Origin of the sequence: Methanococcoides sp. AM1, assembly GCF_900774055.1 — an archaeon.
Lineage (GTDB): Archaea > Halobacteriota > Methanosarcinia > Methanosarcinales > Methanosarcinaceae > Methanococcoides.
In genome coordinates this window covers 331,102-346,980 of the sequence record NZ_CAAGSW010000001.1, presented here as the reverse complement: position 1 = coordinate 346,980, position 15,879 = coordinate 331,102, and the positions used below count along the sequence as shown (strand labels likewise).

12 protein-coding genes and 2 tRNA genes are annotated in these 15,879 nt (G+C 42.3%); 12 read left to right on the top strand and 2 right to left on the bottom strand.

The annotated features are described in order from the left end of the window. Positions 1-27 precede the first annotated feature (27 nt). Positions 28-1,191: a poly-gamma-glutamate biosynthesis protein PgsC/CapC gene (locus E7X57_RS01745; protein WP_135609905.1), complete on the top strand. Its 1,164-nt coding sequence runs from the start codon at positions 28-30 to the stop codon at positions 1,189-1,191. Next, positions 1,188-2,783: a Mur ligase family protein gene (locus E7X57_RS01740; RefSeq protein ID WP_135609903.1), complete on the top strand. Its 1,596-nt coding sequence runs from the start codon at positions 1,188-1,190 to the stop codon at positions 2,781-2,783. Before E7X57_RS01745 ends, E7X57_RS01740 begins: the two co-directional genes overlap by 4 nt. 198 nt (positions 2,784-2,981) lie before the next feature. Here the strand turns inward: E7X57_RS01740 and E7X57_RS01735 are convergent, their stop codons facing one another. Together E7X57_RS01735 and E7X57_RS01730 are read right to left on the bottom strand one after the other, a co-directional pair. Further along, complete coding sequence (locus tag E7X57_RS01735; protein WP_135609901.1) at positions 2,982-4,616, bottom strand: glycosyltransferase family 4 protein; 1,635 nt, start codon at positions 4,614-4,616, stop codon at positions 2,982-2,984. 371 nt (positions 4,617-4,987) lie between these two features. Beyond that, positions 4,988-5,062: transfer RNA gene (locus E7X57_RS01730), tRNA-Arg, on the bottom strand. Positions 5,063-5,276: 214 nt separating this feature from the next. Here E7X57_RS01730 and E7X57_RS01725 point away from each other — a divergent pair. From E7X57_RS01725 to E7X57_RS01675, 10 genes are all read left to right on the top strand, one after another. Then, positions 5,277-5,834, top strand: coding sequence for a hypothetical protein (locus tag E7X57_RS01725; RefSeq protein ID WP_135609899.1), 558 nt, complete (start codon positions 5,277-5,279; stop codon positions 5,832-5,834). 167 nt (positions 5,835-6,001) lie between these two features. Then, a complete protein-coding gene (gene ilvE, locus E7X57_RS01720; RefSeq protein WP_135609897.1) occupies positions 6,002-6,880 on the top strand; it encodes a branched-chain-amino-acid transaminase in 879 nt (292 codons plus the stop codon). Between the two features lie 52 nt (positions 6,881-6,932). Continuing rightward, the gene (gene glp / locus E7X57_RS01715; RefSeq protein ID WP_135609895.1) at positions 6,933-8,150 is read left to right on the top strand and encodes a gephyrin-like molybdotransferase Glp; all 1,218 of its coding nucleotides are present in this window, start codon (positions 6,933-6,935) and stop codon (positions 8,148-8,150) included. 55 nt (positions 8,151-8,205) lie between these two features. After that, on the top strand, positions 8,206-9,297 hold the full coding sequence (locus E7X57_RS01710) for a GTP-binding protein (RefSeq protein ID WP_135609893.1): 1,092 nt from the start codon (positions 8,206-8,208) through the stop codon (positions 9,295-9,297). 52 nt (positions 9,298-9,349) lie between these two features. Continuing rightward, positions 9,350-9,422 (top strand) — tRNA-Gln (locus tag E7X57_RS01705). 427 nt (positions 9,423-9,849) lie between these two features. Beyond that, complete coding sequence (locus E7X57_RS01700; protein ID WP_135609891.1) at positions 9,850-11,001, top strand: Fic family protein; 1,152 nt, start codon at positions 9,850-9,852, stop codon at positions 10,999-11,001. A 186-nt stretch (positions 11,002-11,187) separates the two neighbouring features. Beyond that, positions 11,188-11,946 carry a HEAT repeat domain-containing protein gene (locus E7X57_RS01695; protein ID WP_135609889.1) on the top strand — a complete coding sequence of 253 codons (759 nt, stop codon included), beginning with the start codon at positions 11,188-11,190 and terminating at the stop codon, positions 11,944-11,946. A 307-nt stretch (positions 11,947-12,253) separates the two neighbouring features. Continuing rightward, entirely contained in the window at positions 12,254-12,760 is a 507-nt protein-coding gene (locus E7X57_RS01685; protein WP_135609885.1) for a hypothetical protein, read from the top strand. Between the two features lie 618 nt (positions 12,761-13,378). Further along, complete coding sequence (locus E7X57_RS01680) at positions 13,379-14,698, top strand: PAS domain-containing sensor histidine kinase (protein WP_135609883.1); 1,320 nt, start codon at positions 13,379-13,381, stop codon at positions 14,696-14,698. Positions 14,699-15,483: 785 nt separating this feature from the next. Continuing rightward, on the top strand, positions 15,484-15,879 hold the full coding sequence (locus E7X57_RS01675) for a (deoxy)nucleoside triphosphate pyrophosphohydrolase (RefSeq protein ID WP_135609881.1): 396 nt from the start codon (positions 15,484-15,486) through the stop codon (positions 15,877-15,879).

Below are 15,879 nucleotides of genomic sequence, written 5' to 3'. Positions count from 1 at the left end.
TATATAATCCCAAATCATCTATTGATTATGCTTCTCGCGGTGTTACTTGCATTAATTGGGATTATTTCGGTCATACTCCTGACCCAGTTGTTCGGTTACCGTCTTGGAGGAGTCATAGTCGTACCGGTCCTTGCGGTCTATACGTGCAAGAATTTCCTTATGCTTCCGTTGTTTCTCGCAGGTGCCATAATTGCTTATCTGGGGCTTCGTTACCTGCAGAAGAAGACCATGATCTATGGAAGGGATGAGCTTGTTGCAACACTGTTGCTTGGTTCTGTATTGCCTGTTATAGCTCTCTTTTTTATGAAAGGGGTAGGCTATGACCTTACCGATGTCGTGTTCTTTGGCAGCATCCTTCCGGGACTTGCAGCTTACAATTATTCCAGGATCAAGCCGGAGTACAGGTTACATGATATATCAGCATCTGTATGCATATTCATTGGACTTCTGGCAGCAGCCTGGTTACTTGTGGACCCCGCTGTCAGCGAAGCAATAGGTGGTCTTACCCCGGCAATTCTTTTTAGCCCGACATCTGATCTGGCAGTCTTAAAGAATGCAGCTGTTGATACTTACCCTGCACCTGCGATCATCGATCGATTTTCTGCATTTATCCTTTTCATGTTCTCCCTGGTACTTTCGGAGTTTGTCAGGAAGACTGCCGGGATACGTGTGGGTGTTGTCTCAATGGCTATACTTGCGATATTCTCACTTGAGAACCAGTGGTTCTTTGTACTTTATTTTGTCAATCTTTTTGCTTCTTTTATTGGTATCAGTCTGATACAAAAAGCAACATTGCTCTATGGAAGGAACCTTATCGGGCTTGGGACCTGTATTTCTCTGCTGTTAACAATTCCATTAGCACTCATTTTCCCGATATCGCGTGGCCTGTCGATATTCTTCCTTGGTTTGATCGCGGGCTTGAATGCATATAACCTTCATGTAACTCCTCCTGCAGAGAGAAAATTGTTCGTGCCTTTGCAGCTATCTTTGCTGGCACCGCTTATAGTTCTTGCAAGGGCTCTTGGAGAAGGACAACCACAGGTTCTGTTCCATGAATTTGGTGCTGCCCAGTTACTTGTGGTTGCTCTGGGAGCGGCTATCTCAATAGCGTTTGTAAAATACAACTGGGTTCCCAAACCGCTGGATGAGCATGTATGGAATGCTTCACTGTTCTCGGAGGAAGATGAATGAAACGGGCAACTTATGAGATATACAATAAGTCCGGTGGATGGACGTGGAGATTGCGGAATAAGGAGGAGATCCTTGCTTACAGCGGAAAGATGTTCTCAAGCTCATCCGAAGCCTGGAGGGAAGTAGACCGTGTCCGTGCAATGGCTGCAAAACTTGCGGGAATAGATGCATATCAGGATATCAGCCTTGACGAGGTCCCTTCAATGGAAATTACCAATGCTGATGCTAAGGACTGGCACCTGACATTCTGTAGTGGCAATACCATTGCATGCAGTGCAAAGCACTTCGAGGTTCATGAAGAAGCTAAAGAGATGCGTAAAGAACTACTTTTGGATATGATCGGTGCGCTCAAGGTTTTCGTAATGGATGAAAGTGATGACCTGCTGACTCTCAAGGTTGGGGATCATGGTCCTTTTGGTTGCTTTAACTGCTTCTTAAAAAGAGGTGTCAAGCACCGTGACCTTCTGGAAATGACCGATATGCGCATTGATGTGGTGGGAATTCGCGGTAAGTCTTCCACTGTTCACCGTCTCTCTGAGATATTTACAAGGCGCGGTTACAATACCCTGGCAAAAGTTACAGGAAACCGTCCTCATCTTATCATCAATGGATTTTCGATACCTATCGAAAGAATGGGTCCCAATGTAACGCTTTATGAGAACATCCATGGGTATCAGGAGTTCGTGCCTATGATCGAGTCCTATTCCCCGGATGAAAGGAAGGACGTTGCTATCTTTGAAAACCAGGCCATTACTGAATATACCACAAGGATGGTCAATGAGGTATTTGTAAAACCACATATTGTGGTGGTCACCAATGTAAGGCAGGACCACCTTTCCACACTTGGCAGCGATAAGAGTGAAATTGCACGAGCCTTTGCCCGTTCGATCCCGAAAGGTACTGTTGTTATCAATTGTGAGCAGAATGAGGTTTTGCAGGATTACATGAAAAAAGAGATCGAGAAGCGCGGGGCTACTGTCCGGAATGTGGTGGTTCCTGATGAGCACAGGGGTCTTCTGGGTTCTGAAACTGTACATTCTTTAAACTACGTTCTCGAGGAGGTTGGCAGTGTTCCGATCCCGTTTGAGGAGCTGGATTCTTATATAAGGTCAATGCAGCCTCGCTGGATGGAACTTGAGGGTTGTACGATCTTCAATGCAGCTGAGGTCAACGATGTGGAAAGCACTGAGATGATACGCCAGCAGCTTGTCGGAAAGAACAAGATACTTCCGTTTGTATACCTGAGAGATGAGCGCAGGGGCAGGTCCTTTTCTTTTGTGAACTACCTGAACCACCTTTTTGAGAAAGGCTACATAGATGAGGTTTTCATTGGTGGCCGCACGATCGATCCGTTTGCAATGAATCTCAAGGCACCAACGCGGCAGTTCCGTTCAGGTGATAATGCTTCCATGGTTCTCGATGAGATGGAAAAAAGAGGTCTGCCTGTTATTCTCATGGGCAATACTGTGGATGATTTCATGAGGCAGATGGAGATTGAGATCTCAAGAAGGGTCAGGATGGGAGATAATAAGCATTATTCACCTGAGGTCGATACTCTGGAAAAAATGAATGCAAAAATCAGCTCAACCTGATGTTTTTCATTTTCATCAAAAGGCGACACTAAAACAAATCCAAGCTCAAAACTACTTCTCAATAAGCAATTTCCTCATCTAACCCTGAAAGCTCCGAGTCCGTGAAGAATATTGATGAAAAAGAATGGTTGAAGATATGAAAAGGATAATGCGTACAATTAATACGTAAAACGAGAGGGTCGAAACTTTAAGCGTTGATCAGTTAAGATCAACGCTATTATATTGCTCTGTTTCATCAAGTTCTTTAATGCATTCTCCATAGTAGGTTTTCATCAATTTGTGCCAATCGTCTGTTACTTTTCTAAATTGAATCCCTCTCTTTTTACCATTGTATTCCCAAACACCGGCCTGATAGAATATTGATCCTATGTGACTTGATAGCTGGCATTCTGTCTGTGTCCAGTTAAGATCATGATAAAGGAACTTCCCAATTCCTTCTTTTTCACTCCCGTCACTTAATTTTGCCACATTGTTTGACAGGCATTTCCACTTCTCATCTGCCATATAATCATCCAGTTTGCTCAATTCGTCCTTCATTATGAGCTTATCAACTTTGAGGTTACCATTTGGCGAACTAAATTCCCTGGTTATGGAAAGGTTGAGGTCACTATCAATTTTCCACCAGAATGTTTTTGCTTTTCCAAGCGTCTTCGCAGGTACCCACTCCTCTTGTTCATCCAGGTCGTACGCTTCGATCGTCTTTTCTGCGATCCTATGCCAGTTGAATTTGGTGCCGATAAGTTCTTTACCAGCCTTTCTCATGCTGCCATTGGAGAGATCATCAAGCACGTAATTCAAACCCCATGCAATAGACTCCGGATTTTTGTATACAAGGATTCCATCAACGAAATTATCTATTATCTGTACAGCATCTGTTGCAACGATGGTCCTTTCAGCATCCCATCCTTCAAGTACAACTATCCCGAAAGGTTCGTTCCTGCTTGGGATACAGAGAATATCACAGGCATTTATCCAGTCCCTGGCAGTTTCATCATCCGCATAACCCAGGAAATGGCAATAATCAGAACATTTTCCGGAACTTGCAAGAGACTCACAGTGAGGGCGCATTTCACCTTCTCCAATGAAGACAAACTGAGTATCCCAGCGATGATCCAATACTTTAGGGACTGCTTCAACAAGCAGATCCGGTCCTTTCTGGTAGCTCATGCGTCCTATGAAAAGAACAACCGGTGCAAGAGGATGTATCCCTAATCTTTTTTTCACTTCACCGGGGTTAACGTCCTTCTTAATTTTTCCATGGAATATGCCGTTTGGAACGATGGATATCTTCTCATTTGGTATCTGGTACAGGAACTTGATCTCATCTGTAAGTTGTTGTGAGGTGGATATGACCTTTATAGATTCATAGCCGGCTTTCCATTCCCTGTGGGATATTTCCCTGGCTTCCCACCAGTCCCCATGTACGTTACCGTTTCGTCCCCATTCGGTACTGTGATATGTGACCATGAAGGGTATTCCAAATTCATGTTTTATCCTTGAGACAACATTAAAAGGATGCCAGTCATGGACATGCAATATATCGAACTTGCCATATTCCCCGGTAACCTCAAGGAATTTCGAGTACATTGAATCACACATGTTATCCATTTGCTGGACAATGCCTCCGTCAAGAGAATGGTCTACCCGATGGTAGTGAACTCCATTAACTTTCTCATCTGTTTCAAGTCCTGAATTTCTGGTAAATATGTGGACCGAATTTCCCTTCTCAGCAAGAGCTTCCGCAAGTTCGGAAACATGCGGAGCTATGCCACCTACTTTTATCGAGTGTAAACTCTCCCAGGAGAACATCCCGATGTTTAAAAATTTCCCCATTTCTTTCAAACCCAATTTTTTTATGTATTTCTATAACTATTTCTGCATATATTTAAAATTATCATCTTTCACTCCTTTCTTTTTTCAGTGTATCCTTCAAAGCCATCTCGGAAAGTCCTGTATTAATGAATACTTCTCAAAACCAGTGATCTTAATTGTAACCGGATGGAGCTTTAAGTTAAAGCGATATTGAGGTTCGAACTTTGAAGATGAAAAAGTAATATAATAATGTATTGGGGACGAATTGTTCGTGCACCGAAATGCAATGGTCAAATTCCAAGTGTTGAATTGTAAGATGGATCTATATCAAAATGTCAATTTCAAAAAAGCAAAAAGAAGATAGTCGTATGAGGACTATCTGTCGATTCTAACGGACCCGGTGGGAGTTGAACCCACGACCCCCGGGTTAGAAGCCCGGTGCTATATCCTGGCTAAGCCACGGGCCCAAAATGATTTTGGGCGGATGAGATACGACATGGGTGTTTATACATAAAAGCCTTTTGTACAGGAGAGTTTTGTTGGGTCAATTGGGGAGTTAAAAGTAAATTTTCATTCTCATTATATGGGCATATGTAAAAACAAATTGATGTGACAATGTTATTTTTATATAATGTCTTCGTCATATGGTCAGTATCTAATATAACAAAGGTTCCACCAATAATGTCAACAATCCTCATCTTAGGCATTCTCTTCTTCGCACTAATGACACTTTACAATCTGAAAAAAGCAGTCAGAGAAAAGACCAGCTACCTCCCGGCGATCTTTGGTTTCCTCATGTTTATCTCAACCCTTCTTATCCTGCTTGGGCAGCCCCTGATCGGCAGTTTTGGATTTGTCATTATTTTGCTTCTGTCCCTTTTCTATTCTAAAACGATCTCAGACATGAGGATGAGGCAATTCATGAAGGGAATGGAGGGTATAGAGGACATTTCCTCTCCTGCATTAAGGGATATTCTTAATTTAAGGTTCTGGGGTGTTTATGCAATGAAAGAGGGTCCAAGAAAGGCGGCTTTCGGCTGTTCCTTATTCCAGACCGGTTTTATGTTCTTCATTTTTGTAGTGATGACGTTGTTCTCTGATATTTCCCTGAATATGCTCGTTCTGGTTCCTGCTGCAATTGTCATATTTGTAATGGGATGGTATGAGTATGAATCGATCTTCAGGAAATATTCTGAACAGCAGGCTATGAAAAGTTCAACTGAGCAGGAACATTCCTGACCCTGGCCTTACAATCATTCTCATTTTTTGTAATTTACTGTTTAAGTAGCACTTTTACTCTCCTCAGTATTTCGGCTGGTACAAATATTCATATATAACATAGATATCATCAGGAATACAATATTTACAAAACGTACCTTTAATTGGTATTATTAAAGAGGATTCATATGAGCGAATTACTGATCTATTACAACGGTGAGTTTGTCACAAAGGAAAATGCAACGGTTTCTATCTACGACCACGGTTTCCTGTATGGTGATGGTGTCTTTGAGGGAATCAGGGCATACAATGGTCGTGTCTTCAAGCTTCAGGAGCATGTTGACAGGCTATATGATTCTGCAAAGGCTATTGCTCTTGAGGTCCCGATCTCAAAGGAAGAGATGAGCGAGGCTATCCTTGAGACCCTGAGGAAGAACAACCTCACAGATGCATACATCCGCCCTATCGTTACACGTGGTATTGGTGACCTTGGTCTTGACCCACGCAAGTGCCCAAAGCCAAGCATCTACATCGTTTCACAGGAATGGGGTGCAATGTATGGCGATCTCTATGAGGTCGGTCTCAAAGCAATAACAGTCGGGATCAGACGTAATGCACCGGATGCACTGTCCCCTAATATCAAGTCACTAAACTACCTGAACAACATCCTTGCAAAGATCGAGGCAAACGCGAAGGGTGGCGATGAGGCTATCTTCCTTGACCAGAATGGTTTCGTTTCTGAAGGTTCCGGAGACAACATTTTCGTTATCAAGAACGGCAAGGTCTACACTCCTCCAACTATCAACAACCTTAAGGGTATCACAAGGGCTACTGCAATTGAGCTTCTTGAGGAGCGCGGGTATGAGGTCATTGTCGGAAACCTCGGCTTGTTCGATATGTACACCGCAGATGAGATCTTCGTCACAGGTACCGCAGCAGAGGCTGCACCTATCACAAAGCTTGACGGACGTCCTATCGGCGACGGTTCAGTCGGTCCTATCACCAAGGCAGCAGTCGCTGCTTTTGAAGAAGTTACCGGCAGCACAGGCACTCCTATCTTCGAATGATCTCCTGGGATCATTCTTTTTTCTTTCCTGATCTAACTATTTTGAACCAACAATGCCACGAAAAATACTGAGGGACCTGCTGTCCATTGAGGATGCAAGGCGCCTTTTTGAAGGACTTGATGTCCGGACCCATGTGAGGCCAATGCCCATTGAGGCTGCAACAGGCCGTGTTCTTGCAAAGGACGTTATTTCAGCTATAGCTGTCCCGGATTTCGATAAATCCCTGAAAGACGGGTATGCTGTGCGTTCAGATGACTTGCTTTCAGCAAAGGAAGGCCCAGTATCTCTAAAGCTGGTTGGATTCTCCCCGGTAGGACAGCTTCCCCGGTATCGTGTGAATGAGATGGAGGCAGCGGAGGTTGCAACAGGCGGTCCTATTCCTGAAGGTGCCGATGCTGTTGTAATGGTGGAGGATACTGAACTTCAGGACGGCAATGTTCTCATCAAAGTGGCAGCCAATGCAGGCCAGAACCTGATACATGCAGGTGTGGATGTTGCAAAGGGCGAGCGTGTGCTTCGCAAAGGCATTCGGATCGGAGCACGTGAGGTCGGTGTGCTTGCATCCATCGGGCAGAGGAATGTGGATGTCAGGTCCCTGAAAGTGGGGATAATTTCCACCGGGAATGAGCTGACAGTTCCGGGAGAAACTCTTGACCCGGGCATGATCTACGACTGCAATTCCTATTCGCTCTATGCAAGTGTTGTGATTTGCGGTGCGGATGCTTTCCCCTATGGCATTGTGAGGGATGACAGGGCAGCGGTCAGGGAGGCGGTGGATAGGGCAATTGCTGAGTGTGACCTGGTGCTGACATCGGGCAGTACGTCAGCCGGACCTGATGATTTCATGTACAATATCATTGAGGAAAAGGGCGAGCTACTGGCACATGGCCTTAACTTCAAGCCGGGAAAGCCTGTGATCATTGGGATCATAAATGAGACTCCGATAGTGGCCTTGCCCGGTCATCCGACGGCTTCGCTTACGGTTTTCTATGAGTTTCTGTTGCCGCTTGTCAGGAGATGCCTGGGCGCTTCGGAACCGGTGAAGCAGAGGGTACTGGCAGTCCTCGGAGAGGATGTCATTTCTGAGACCAGGCATGAGCTTCATGCTGTACGGCTGGAGGGGAACAGGGCCTTTTCTGTCAATAAGTCTTCGGCTTCGATCACTACTCTTGCAGCTGCGGATGGTTTCATTGAGATACCTGCAGGTGAGCTGATGGCAAGGGAAGGAACTGAGGTAGAAGTTATCCTTTTTGAAGGGGTATACAGGTAACTTCCGGGCCTTCTAAGGAAAATCTTTTTTATATTGAAGTTGTGGTAGGGAGCAGATGAGTTTACACGAAGATATCCAGGCAGTCGAGGACGAGATCCGTAAGACTCCCTATAATAAGGCAACATCCCATCACATCGGTAAGTTGAAGGCGAAGCTTGCACGCCTGAGGGAAGATGTGCAGAAGAGAGCTTCTGCCAAGTCCGGCGGCGAGGGCTATTCTGTTAGGAAGTCAGGCGATGCTACTGTTGCACTTGTGGGATTCCCTTCTGTGGGTAAGTCCACCCTCCTGAACAAGCTGACCGGTGCCAATTCTGAGGTGGGTGCGTATGAGTTCACTACCCTTGATGTGATCCCGGGAGTGCTGGATTATAAGGGTGCGACCATTCAGATATTGGATGTGCCGGGTCTTGTAAGAGGCGCTGCCAGTGGTCGTGGCCGTGGTAAGGAGGTCATCGCCGTGGTGAGGAACTCTAATCTTGTGCTTTTCCTGCTGGACGTGTTCCAGCCCGAGCACCATAAGGTGCTGATGCAGGAACTCTACGATGCAGGTATCAGGATCAACATGTCATCTCCTGATGTTACTATCAAGAGGATGGACAGGGGTGGTGTTATCATCAGCACGACCATGGAGCTTGAGATGTCCGACGACCTGATCAAGGCGATCCTGGGCGAGTACAAGATACACAATGCCCACCTCCTTCTCAGGGAAAACATCAACATGGACCAGCTTATTGATTCTGTGATGGCCAATAGGGTTTATATCCCTGCTGTGATCGTCATCAACAAGGTGGATATGGCTACTGAGGAGGCTCTGGAGTTCTGCAAGACAAAGTTCCCTGATGCTACATTCATTTCTGCTAACGAGGAGAAGAACCTTGAAGCCGTCAAGGACCTGATATACGAAACCCTGGATTTCATCAGGGTGTACCTGAAACCACAGGGTGGCCCCGCAGACATGGATGAGCCAATGATCGTGACCAACGGCGTGACAGTAGCTGACATCTGTGACCGCCTGCACCGCGATTTCCGTGATAAGTTCAGGTATTCCCAGATATGGGGTCCATCAGCCAAGCATCCAGGGCAGCGAGCAGGTCTTGACCACTATCTGGAAGATGGTGATGTGCTGACCCTCATTATCCAGAAATGATCTGAAATTTTCCACAACAAATAAGTATTATTGTGCAATATGCAGGATGTGAAGTCCCGTAGGGTAGCGGTCAATCCTTCAGGCCTTTGGAGCCTGGGACCCCGGTTCAAATCCGGGCGGGACTATATAATTTCTTTAGATATTCCTTACCAGATCTCTATATTTCGTAAGATTTGAGTATCTCTTTAGTGATTCCTATTATGCTATTATCCACACGACGACATATTTTGGTTAGCAGGCATCACATCCATTTCTTCATATCTCAAAAGATGCCAAATAAGATGAAAGTAGTTACATCACAATTCGGGTTGTCGGATGAGCGGCAGGTTTGGCAAAAAAGGTGGGATGAAAACATGAAAGCCTTTATCGGTATCTTTAGAGCAATGGAAACATTACTAATAAATTCAACAAAATACTAAAACGGCTTTACTTAGAACTCGTTTGATCATTCTAAGTAAAGGAACATTTAATTAGAATCAAAGATATCACGTTAACTAAAGAATGCTTAATTTAAACTTAGAACACCAGGTCTAAGTAAAGGTTAGTTATCCTATGAATGAAAGAGCTGGAAAATTTGTACTGACACCTGAAGGATACAGATCGTTCATACCTAAAGAGTTACCTCCGGTCCCACCTTTGGAATATGACGATCAGCTTCATTTACTGCTTTCTAAAGCGGACAGAAACCTTGCAAGACTTGACGGGATCACATCAGTTCTACCTAATCCTGATCTTTTCATTGCAATGTATGTAAAGAAGGAGGCTCTTCTCAGTTCACAGATCGAAGGTACGCAGGCTTCCCTTGAAGGAGTTCTGGAGTTTGAGGCCGACCTTGTGCCGAAAGAAGATGTCAATGAGATAAAGGAAGTTGTGAATTATATCTCGGCCCTGGACCATGGGATCAAGAGACTTTCTGAGACTCCAATGTCCTTAGAACTTATTAAGGAGATCCATAAGATATTACTTGCAGGTACAAGAGGGGACGGACTGAATTCCGGAGAGTTTAAAAACTGCCAGAACTACATCGGCATTCCAGGTGCATCAATAAGGCAGGCTACTTTTGTACCACCAACGCCGGATATTACGATACCTGCTATGGAAGCACTTGAAAGTTTCCTTCTGGAAAAAGACCATATCCCGGATCTTGTGAAGATAGGGCTTATTCATGCACAGTTCGAAACGATTCACCCATTCCTTGATGGAAACGGTAGAATGGGAAGGTTGCTCATCACATTCTACCTGGTCTGGAAAGAAATTCTGTCAAAACCCCTTCTGTATCTGAGTTTTTATCTCAAGAACCACAGGAATGACTACTATGACCTGCTTATGAAGGTGCGTACAGAAGGTGCATGGGAGGATTGGCTCAAATTCTTCCTCAAGGGTGTCAGTGAAACATCACAGGAAGCCGTCGATACTGCAAGAGAGATCATACAGCTAAAAGATGAAATGACAAAACGGCTTTATGAGCACTCCATCTCAAGCATCCATGCCATCAGATTGATAGATATGCTCTTTGAAATCCCTATCATTAGCAATAAGGACGTTGTAGACAGACTTAATATAACAACCGTTACCGCAAACAATCTCGTAATCAAATTCGAAGAGATCGGTATATTGACCGAGATCACCGGTAAGAAGAGATACAAGAAATATCTTTTTGAAGAGTATGTAGGTATTATCAGCAGGGGAACGAACAATATTTGAGATCCGGCTATTTTATTTTTTATCTTCCCGTACTTCAGCCTATTTTCTTTCTCACATCAAAAAATTGAGTAAATCTCTAAATAGTTGTCCATAGTTATTATCTTCACATCGTTCAACAACAATCTGTCAATTCTGCGTATGTGACAGTGGACAGTTATTGACTTAATATTTGAGGTTTGGATCAACATGAAATTCACCCGATCTGTTGCAATCATCCTTTTTGCTTTAGTGATCATGTCGCCGGGATGCGTAGAGGACACTAATGTGAATCCTCTTATCGAAGATCTTGATCACGAGAATGAGAGTATCAGCTCCGGTGCAATGGATGAGCTTGTGGGCATGGGTGACGAAAAGACAATCGTATCACTTGTGCAGGTCGTGCAAAACAAAAACAATTCGATCGAAATGCGAAAAAATGCAATCACCACTCTTGGCAAGATCGGTGATAACAGCACAACGGACCTGCTTCTGGATATTTCAATGAACGAATCCGAAAATAAGTATCTCAGGATGGCTTCGATCCTTGCTCTCGGGGATATCGGGGACGAAGAGTCACTTGGATCTCTCAGGGGATTGAGCAATGGTGAAGACGGACTTATCCTGTATCATGCGGCATACGTTCTCGCGCCGTTGAATGAGACCTATGAGGTATATGGGACCTATGGTGAGCTTCCATACCCGCTTACCGAAGAACAGAGGTCTTACCGGAACAACGTTGGTGAGATAGTTTTCGGTGTAAATTTCAGTGAATTCCCGCCTATAGAAAATTCTTCCATGTGTCTCGGACATGCTCAAAAGAGCGGGTACATACAGGTAATGACAGATGTGGATCCCGGAACTTCGTCCATGGATGAAATGTATCGGATTATCAGCACTGAGGCGGAGAAAAGAGGTGTCTACCAGGTGCCTGTGAGGTTTGTCTATGGCACTTTTTCATTTGCATAAGTATTGTCTAAATAATAAATTTTCTTTGAAAGGAATAGTAGTTAATTGTAAATCTCTTAACTCTGGTTTTTAAAATCGTGTGGGCAAGCTCAATGATGATTTCACTAAATATTCCTGAATAGTACTTTATTGAGGTTTGCTATCTATAGGTATATTAAATCCGAAGGTACTTCCTTTCCCAAGTTCGCTTTCAACCCAAATATCGCCACCATGCATTTCCACAAATTTCTGGTTCTGCGTGATTCGAGGTATCGATACAACATAAATAATAGTTGAGTATGTTATTCATATTAGTGGGAGTGGAATTTTGAAAATAAGGGATATTAGAAGCAAGGACATTTCAAATACAATATCTGTTGAGGGTGAAGTTTCAACCATAAATGATTCTCAGCAGATCGAGATCAGGGAATTCGATAATGTTTATGACCCAGGGTCATTGATCGTTCATCTGGAAGGAGACCTGGTGGACACTGTAAATGTTAAAGATAAGATCATTGCAACCGGAGTACTAAAAGCAGACTTCAGATCAACATCCACTACCGGCGATTTTGTTTTAGAAGCTAACTCAATTGAAAAAATTAAAGAAAAGAAACTGTCTGCCGATAATAAAGAGGTGACAGTGTCAAGTGGAGATATAGAGGTCATACGTGAAATAATCGACCAGCTCCGATCATCTTCTCCTTCCGATAAAGTTTTACTTGAAGATATTTACCGGGAAGCTTCAAATTTACATATTGGACGAGAACTTGCTGAAAAGTGTATTGCAAAAATTAGACGCCAGGGTTGTGCGTATTTACCGGATGAGGAACATTAAGAGCGATTTGGTGATCTGGTTCAAATGTTGACCACACTATTTTCATTTTTGATAAAAAATATCAGGTTTTTACTCTCTTCCACACCCATTCATGACGTTTGCCATACATTTGTCACTGCAATTTAGCATAAGACAAAAATTTCTTCCACATCATGAGGGTTGCAACAGTTGAGAATACGAGTACCATCTGGAAAAGCATCCTGACATTTTCAAGGAGGACCTGGCCGGACACTTTGATGGCGTATGGAGATGGTCTGTCCTTATCCAGAAATTAGTTAATTTCTACACGGCAAATAGGTTTTGTTGTACAATATGCAGGATGTGAGATTCCGTAGGGTAGCGTTTAATCCTTCAAGACTTTGGAGTCTGGGACCCCGGTTCGAATTCGGACGAGGCTATCAAATTATTTTAGATCTTCTCATTGTTTTACAATAGGTTTTTTTAATTGTTCTATACGAATGAAGTATTTTTCTCAGTTATCTGGAAATATGGTGAATTGAATCTCGAGATTCCCAAAGCATAATCCATAAGCTGTTTTTGGCTGGAGATCTCATCAATTGAGGATTACTCATGCAGTCAATAACACGTCTTATATATTTTTAATTCCAATTATTTATTATGAATCGGGAGTTCTGGGGAGAAGGAGATCTTTGGAAAATATTTATGGTTGTCTGTTATGGCATAGTCGTATTTTCAATCATAATTATAGTTGCACTTATTTATGTTGCGACGGACTTGCCTTTATCATATCTCCTGATAATGGTCACAGCGCTTTGTGTTTATTTGCCTATTTTTTCAATCCTGGGCTATCAATCAGTGAAGCATAAAACAAAGCAGTTGTCAGAGAAACTTTTAATAAAAGAAAATGCTGTCGAAACTTCCATCAATGCCATTGGTTTTGCGGATCTCAATGCCAATTTGACGTATGTTAATCCTGCGTTTCTCAGGTTGTGGGGATATGATGATGAAACTCAAATTTTGGGAAGACCCATTTTAGAATTTTGGAAAAGGAATGGACGAGCCGAAAAAATTCTGGGAACGTTGCTCTCTGAAAAAAGGTGGGAAGGGGAAGTGATAGGTGTAAAAAAAGATGGTACGGAATTTCCGTTACTCCTTTCAGTAAACATGGTATTGAATAAAGATGGTGAACCCCTTGGGATAATGGGTTCGTCGGTGGACATCACCGAATTCAAAAAGGCAGAAAAAGCAATGATAGATGGAAAATTTGCTGCTGAAGCTGCCAACAAGGCAAAAACTGAGTTATTAAGGAATGTAAGCCATGAACTCAGAACACCTTTAAATTCAATCATAGGTTTTTCGAATGTGTTGGTTGATGAAAATTTAACTGAAAAACAAACGAAATGTGCAAAAATCGTTTTGAAGAACGGGAAGCAATTATTGGGTATCTTCAACAATGTATTGAGTATTTCCAATATTGAGCTTATGAAAATGAACCTTGAGGTCCACCCATTCAGTGTACCGGATGTTGTTAAGGAAGTTGAAACATCGCTAATGCCTTTCTCTACATCAAAAGATATTAATCTGACATTTGATGTTGATACAAATTTAGGAACTATATACGCAGATAAGGAAAAGATTAAGCAAAGTTTATACAACCTTACTGAAAATGCTATTAAGTTCACATCAACAAAAGGCTCTGTGTCAGTAACAGCAAAAAAATCCAATCAGTTTATGGAAATATCTGTAATGGATACGGGTATTGGCATTTCTTCAGAAGAACAAAAAAGACTTTTCATACCCTTTGTACAACTTGATGGCTCAATTACGCGAAAGTACGGGGGTGTAGGGCTCGGACTTGCGATTGCTAAAAATTTCGTAGAAACGCATGGTGGCGAGATTTGGGTTGAAAGTGAGGTTGAAAAGGGAAGTACATTTGGATTTAGTATACCAACAAATCCTCGAAAGTCGGACTTTTAAAATATCAGTATATCATTTGCTGAATACCCATTTTATTTTTTTAATAGTACTTCAACCCTACTTTTCCCTTTTGTTTTCAAAATGCTTGTGGAGTATCTTATCCCGGATCTTCAAAGAAAACCACAGCGCGATGACAGGAAGACTCAACCCTCGCCAATATGGTTGTTTCCATCGTCATTCTTCCGCTTTATTCCTCTTGTTTTCCAGCAGATAGATTATCCCGATCGTTACAAATCCCACTGTAATTAAGAGCAATGGAATAGTCTTCGATGAACTTATACTCCTTCCAAAAAAAGAGCTTAAATTGTATATTAGCAGCAAAGAAATTGCAACTAACGAAATGATTATCGTTTTTACTTTTTTGTCTTGTATGATTACCACCACGTCATAACATTATATATAAATTTTTATAGTTTTTTTGTATAAAATACACAATGTATTATTTATAATTATTCCTCGATATTTATGCACAAAGGCATTGTAAAACAACATAAGGCGAGACTTTTCTACATCAATACAGAAATGGTGGCATCAATGCATTCATATGGTCATTGTGAGCGATTTCAGGGAAGATGGTTGGGTTAATACTTCTTGTTTAAAAGTAGTATCCATTTGATTTACTTCCTTTCTGATACGATAGATAGCAAACATGAGTCCGAGAGATATACTTGGTATGAGGGTTGCAACAGCTGAGAGGACGAGTCTATCTGCAAAACTATCCCGACATTTTTAAAAAGGTTTATAAATTATCTCAGTTATCATATTTTCCGGGATGTACAAAACAAATGAAGCACTATGAAGTAGTTGCAGCAATAATCATGGATGATGATAAAGTTCTATGTGTTCAAAGAAATCATGGAAAATACGATTACATTTCTTTAAAATATGAATTCCCAGGTGGAAAAATAGAACCTGATGAATCTAAAGAACAAGCATTAGAACGCGAATTATTAGAGGAACTTGATCTAAATATTGAAATTGAGAGGGAGTTTCTAACTGTAAATCATCAGTATCCTGATTTTAGTGTTACTATGCACACTTTCATTTGCAGTGCCTTAAACCCAACATTGAATCTAAAAGAACACATTGCGTTCAAATGGTTAAATCCAGAAAATTTATCAATTTTGGATTGGGCTGAAGCAGATCTGCCAATTGTCTCTAAATTAATGAAGGAATGTTAA

What these genes read in the sequence shown, in the direction of transcription:
- E7X57_RS01745 (WP_135609905.1), top strand. Translation starts at nt 28, where the DNA reads ATGCTTCTCGCGGTGTTACTTGCATTAATTGGGATTATTTCGGTCATA.
- E7X57_RS01740 (WP_135609903.1), top strand. Translation starts at nt 1,188, where the DNA reads ATGAAACGGGCAACTTATGAGATATACAATAAGTCCGGTGGATGGACG.
- E7X57_RS01735 (WP_135609901.1), bottom strand. Translation starts at nt 4,616, where the DNA reads ATGGGGAAATTTTTAAACATCGGGATGTTCTCCTGGGAGAGTTTACAC.
- E7X57_RS01725 (WP_135609899.1), top strand. Translation starts at nt 5,277, where the DNA reads ATGTCAACAATCCTCATCTTAGGCATTCTCTTCTTCGCACTAATGACA.
- ilvE (WP_135609897.1), top strand. Translation starts at nt 6,002, where the DNA reads ATGAGCGAATTACTGATCTATTACAACGGTGAGTTTGTCACAAAGGAA.
- glp (WP_135609895.1), top strand. Translation starts at nt 6,933, where the DNA reads ATGCCACGAAAAATACTGAGGGACCTGCTGTCCATTGAGGATGCAAGG.
- E7X57_RS01710 (WP_135609893.1), top strand. Translation starts at nt 8,206, where the DNA reads ATGAGTTTACACGAAGATATCCAGGCAGTCGAGGACGAGATCCGTAAG.
- E7X57_RS01700 (WP_135609891.1), top strand. Translation starts at nt 9,850, where the DNA reads ATGAATGAAAGAGCTGGAAAATTTGTACTGACACCTGAAGGATACAGA.
- E7X57_RS01695 (WP_135609889.1), top strand. Translation starts at nt 11,188, where the DNA reads ATGAAATTCACCCGATCTGTTGCAATCATCCTTTTTGCTTTAGTGATC.
- E7X57_RS01680 (WP_135609883.1), top strand. Translation starts at nt 13,379, where the DNA reads ATGAATCGGGAGTTCTGGGGAGAAGGAGATCTTTGGAAAATATTTATG.
- E7X57_RS01675 (WP_135609881.1), top strand. Translation starts at nt 15,484, where the DNA reads ATGAAGCACTATGAAGTAGTTGCAGCAATAATCATGGATGATGATAAA.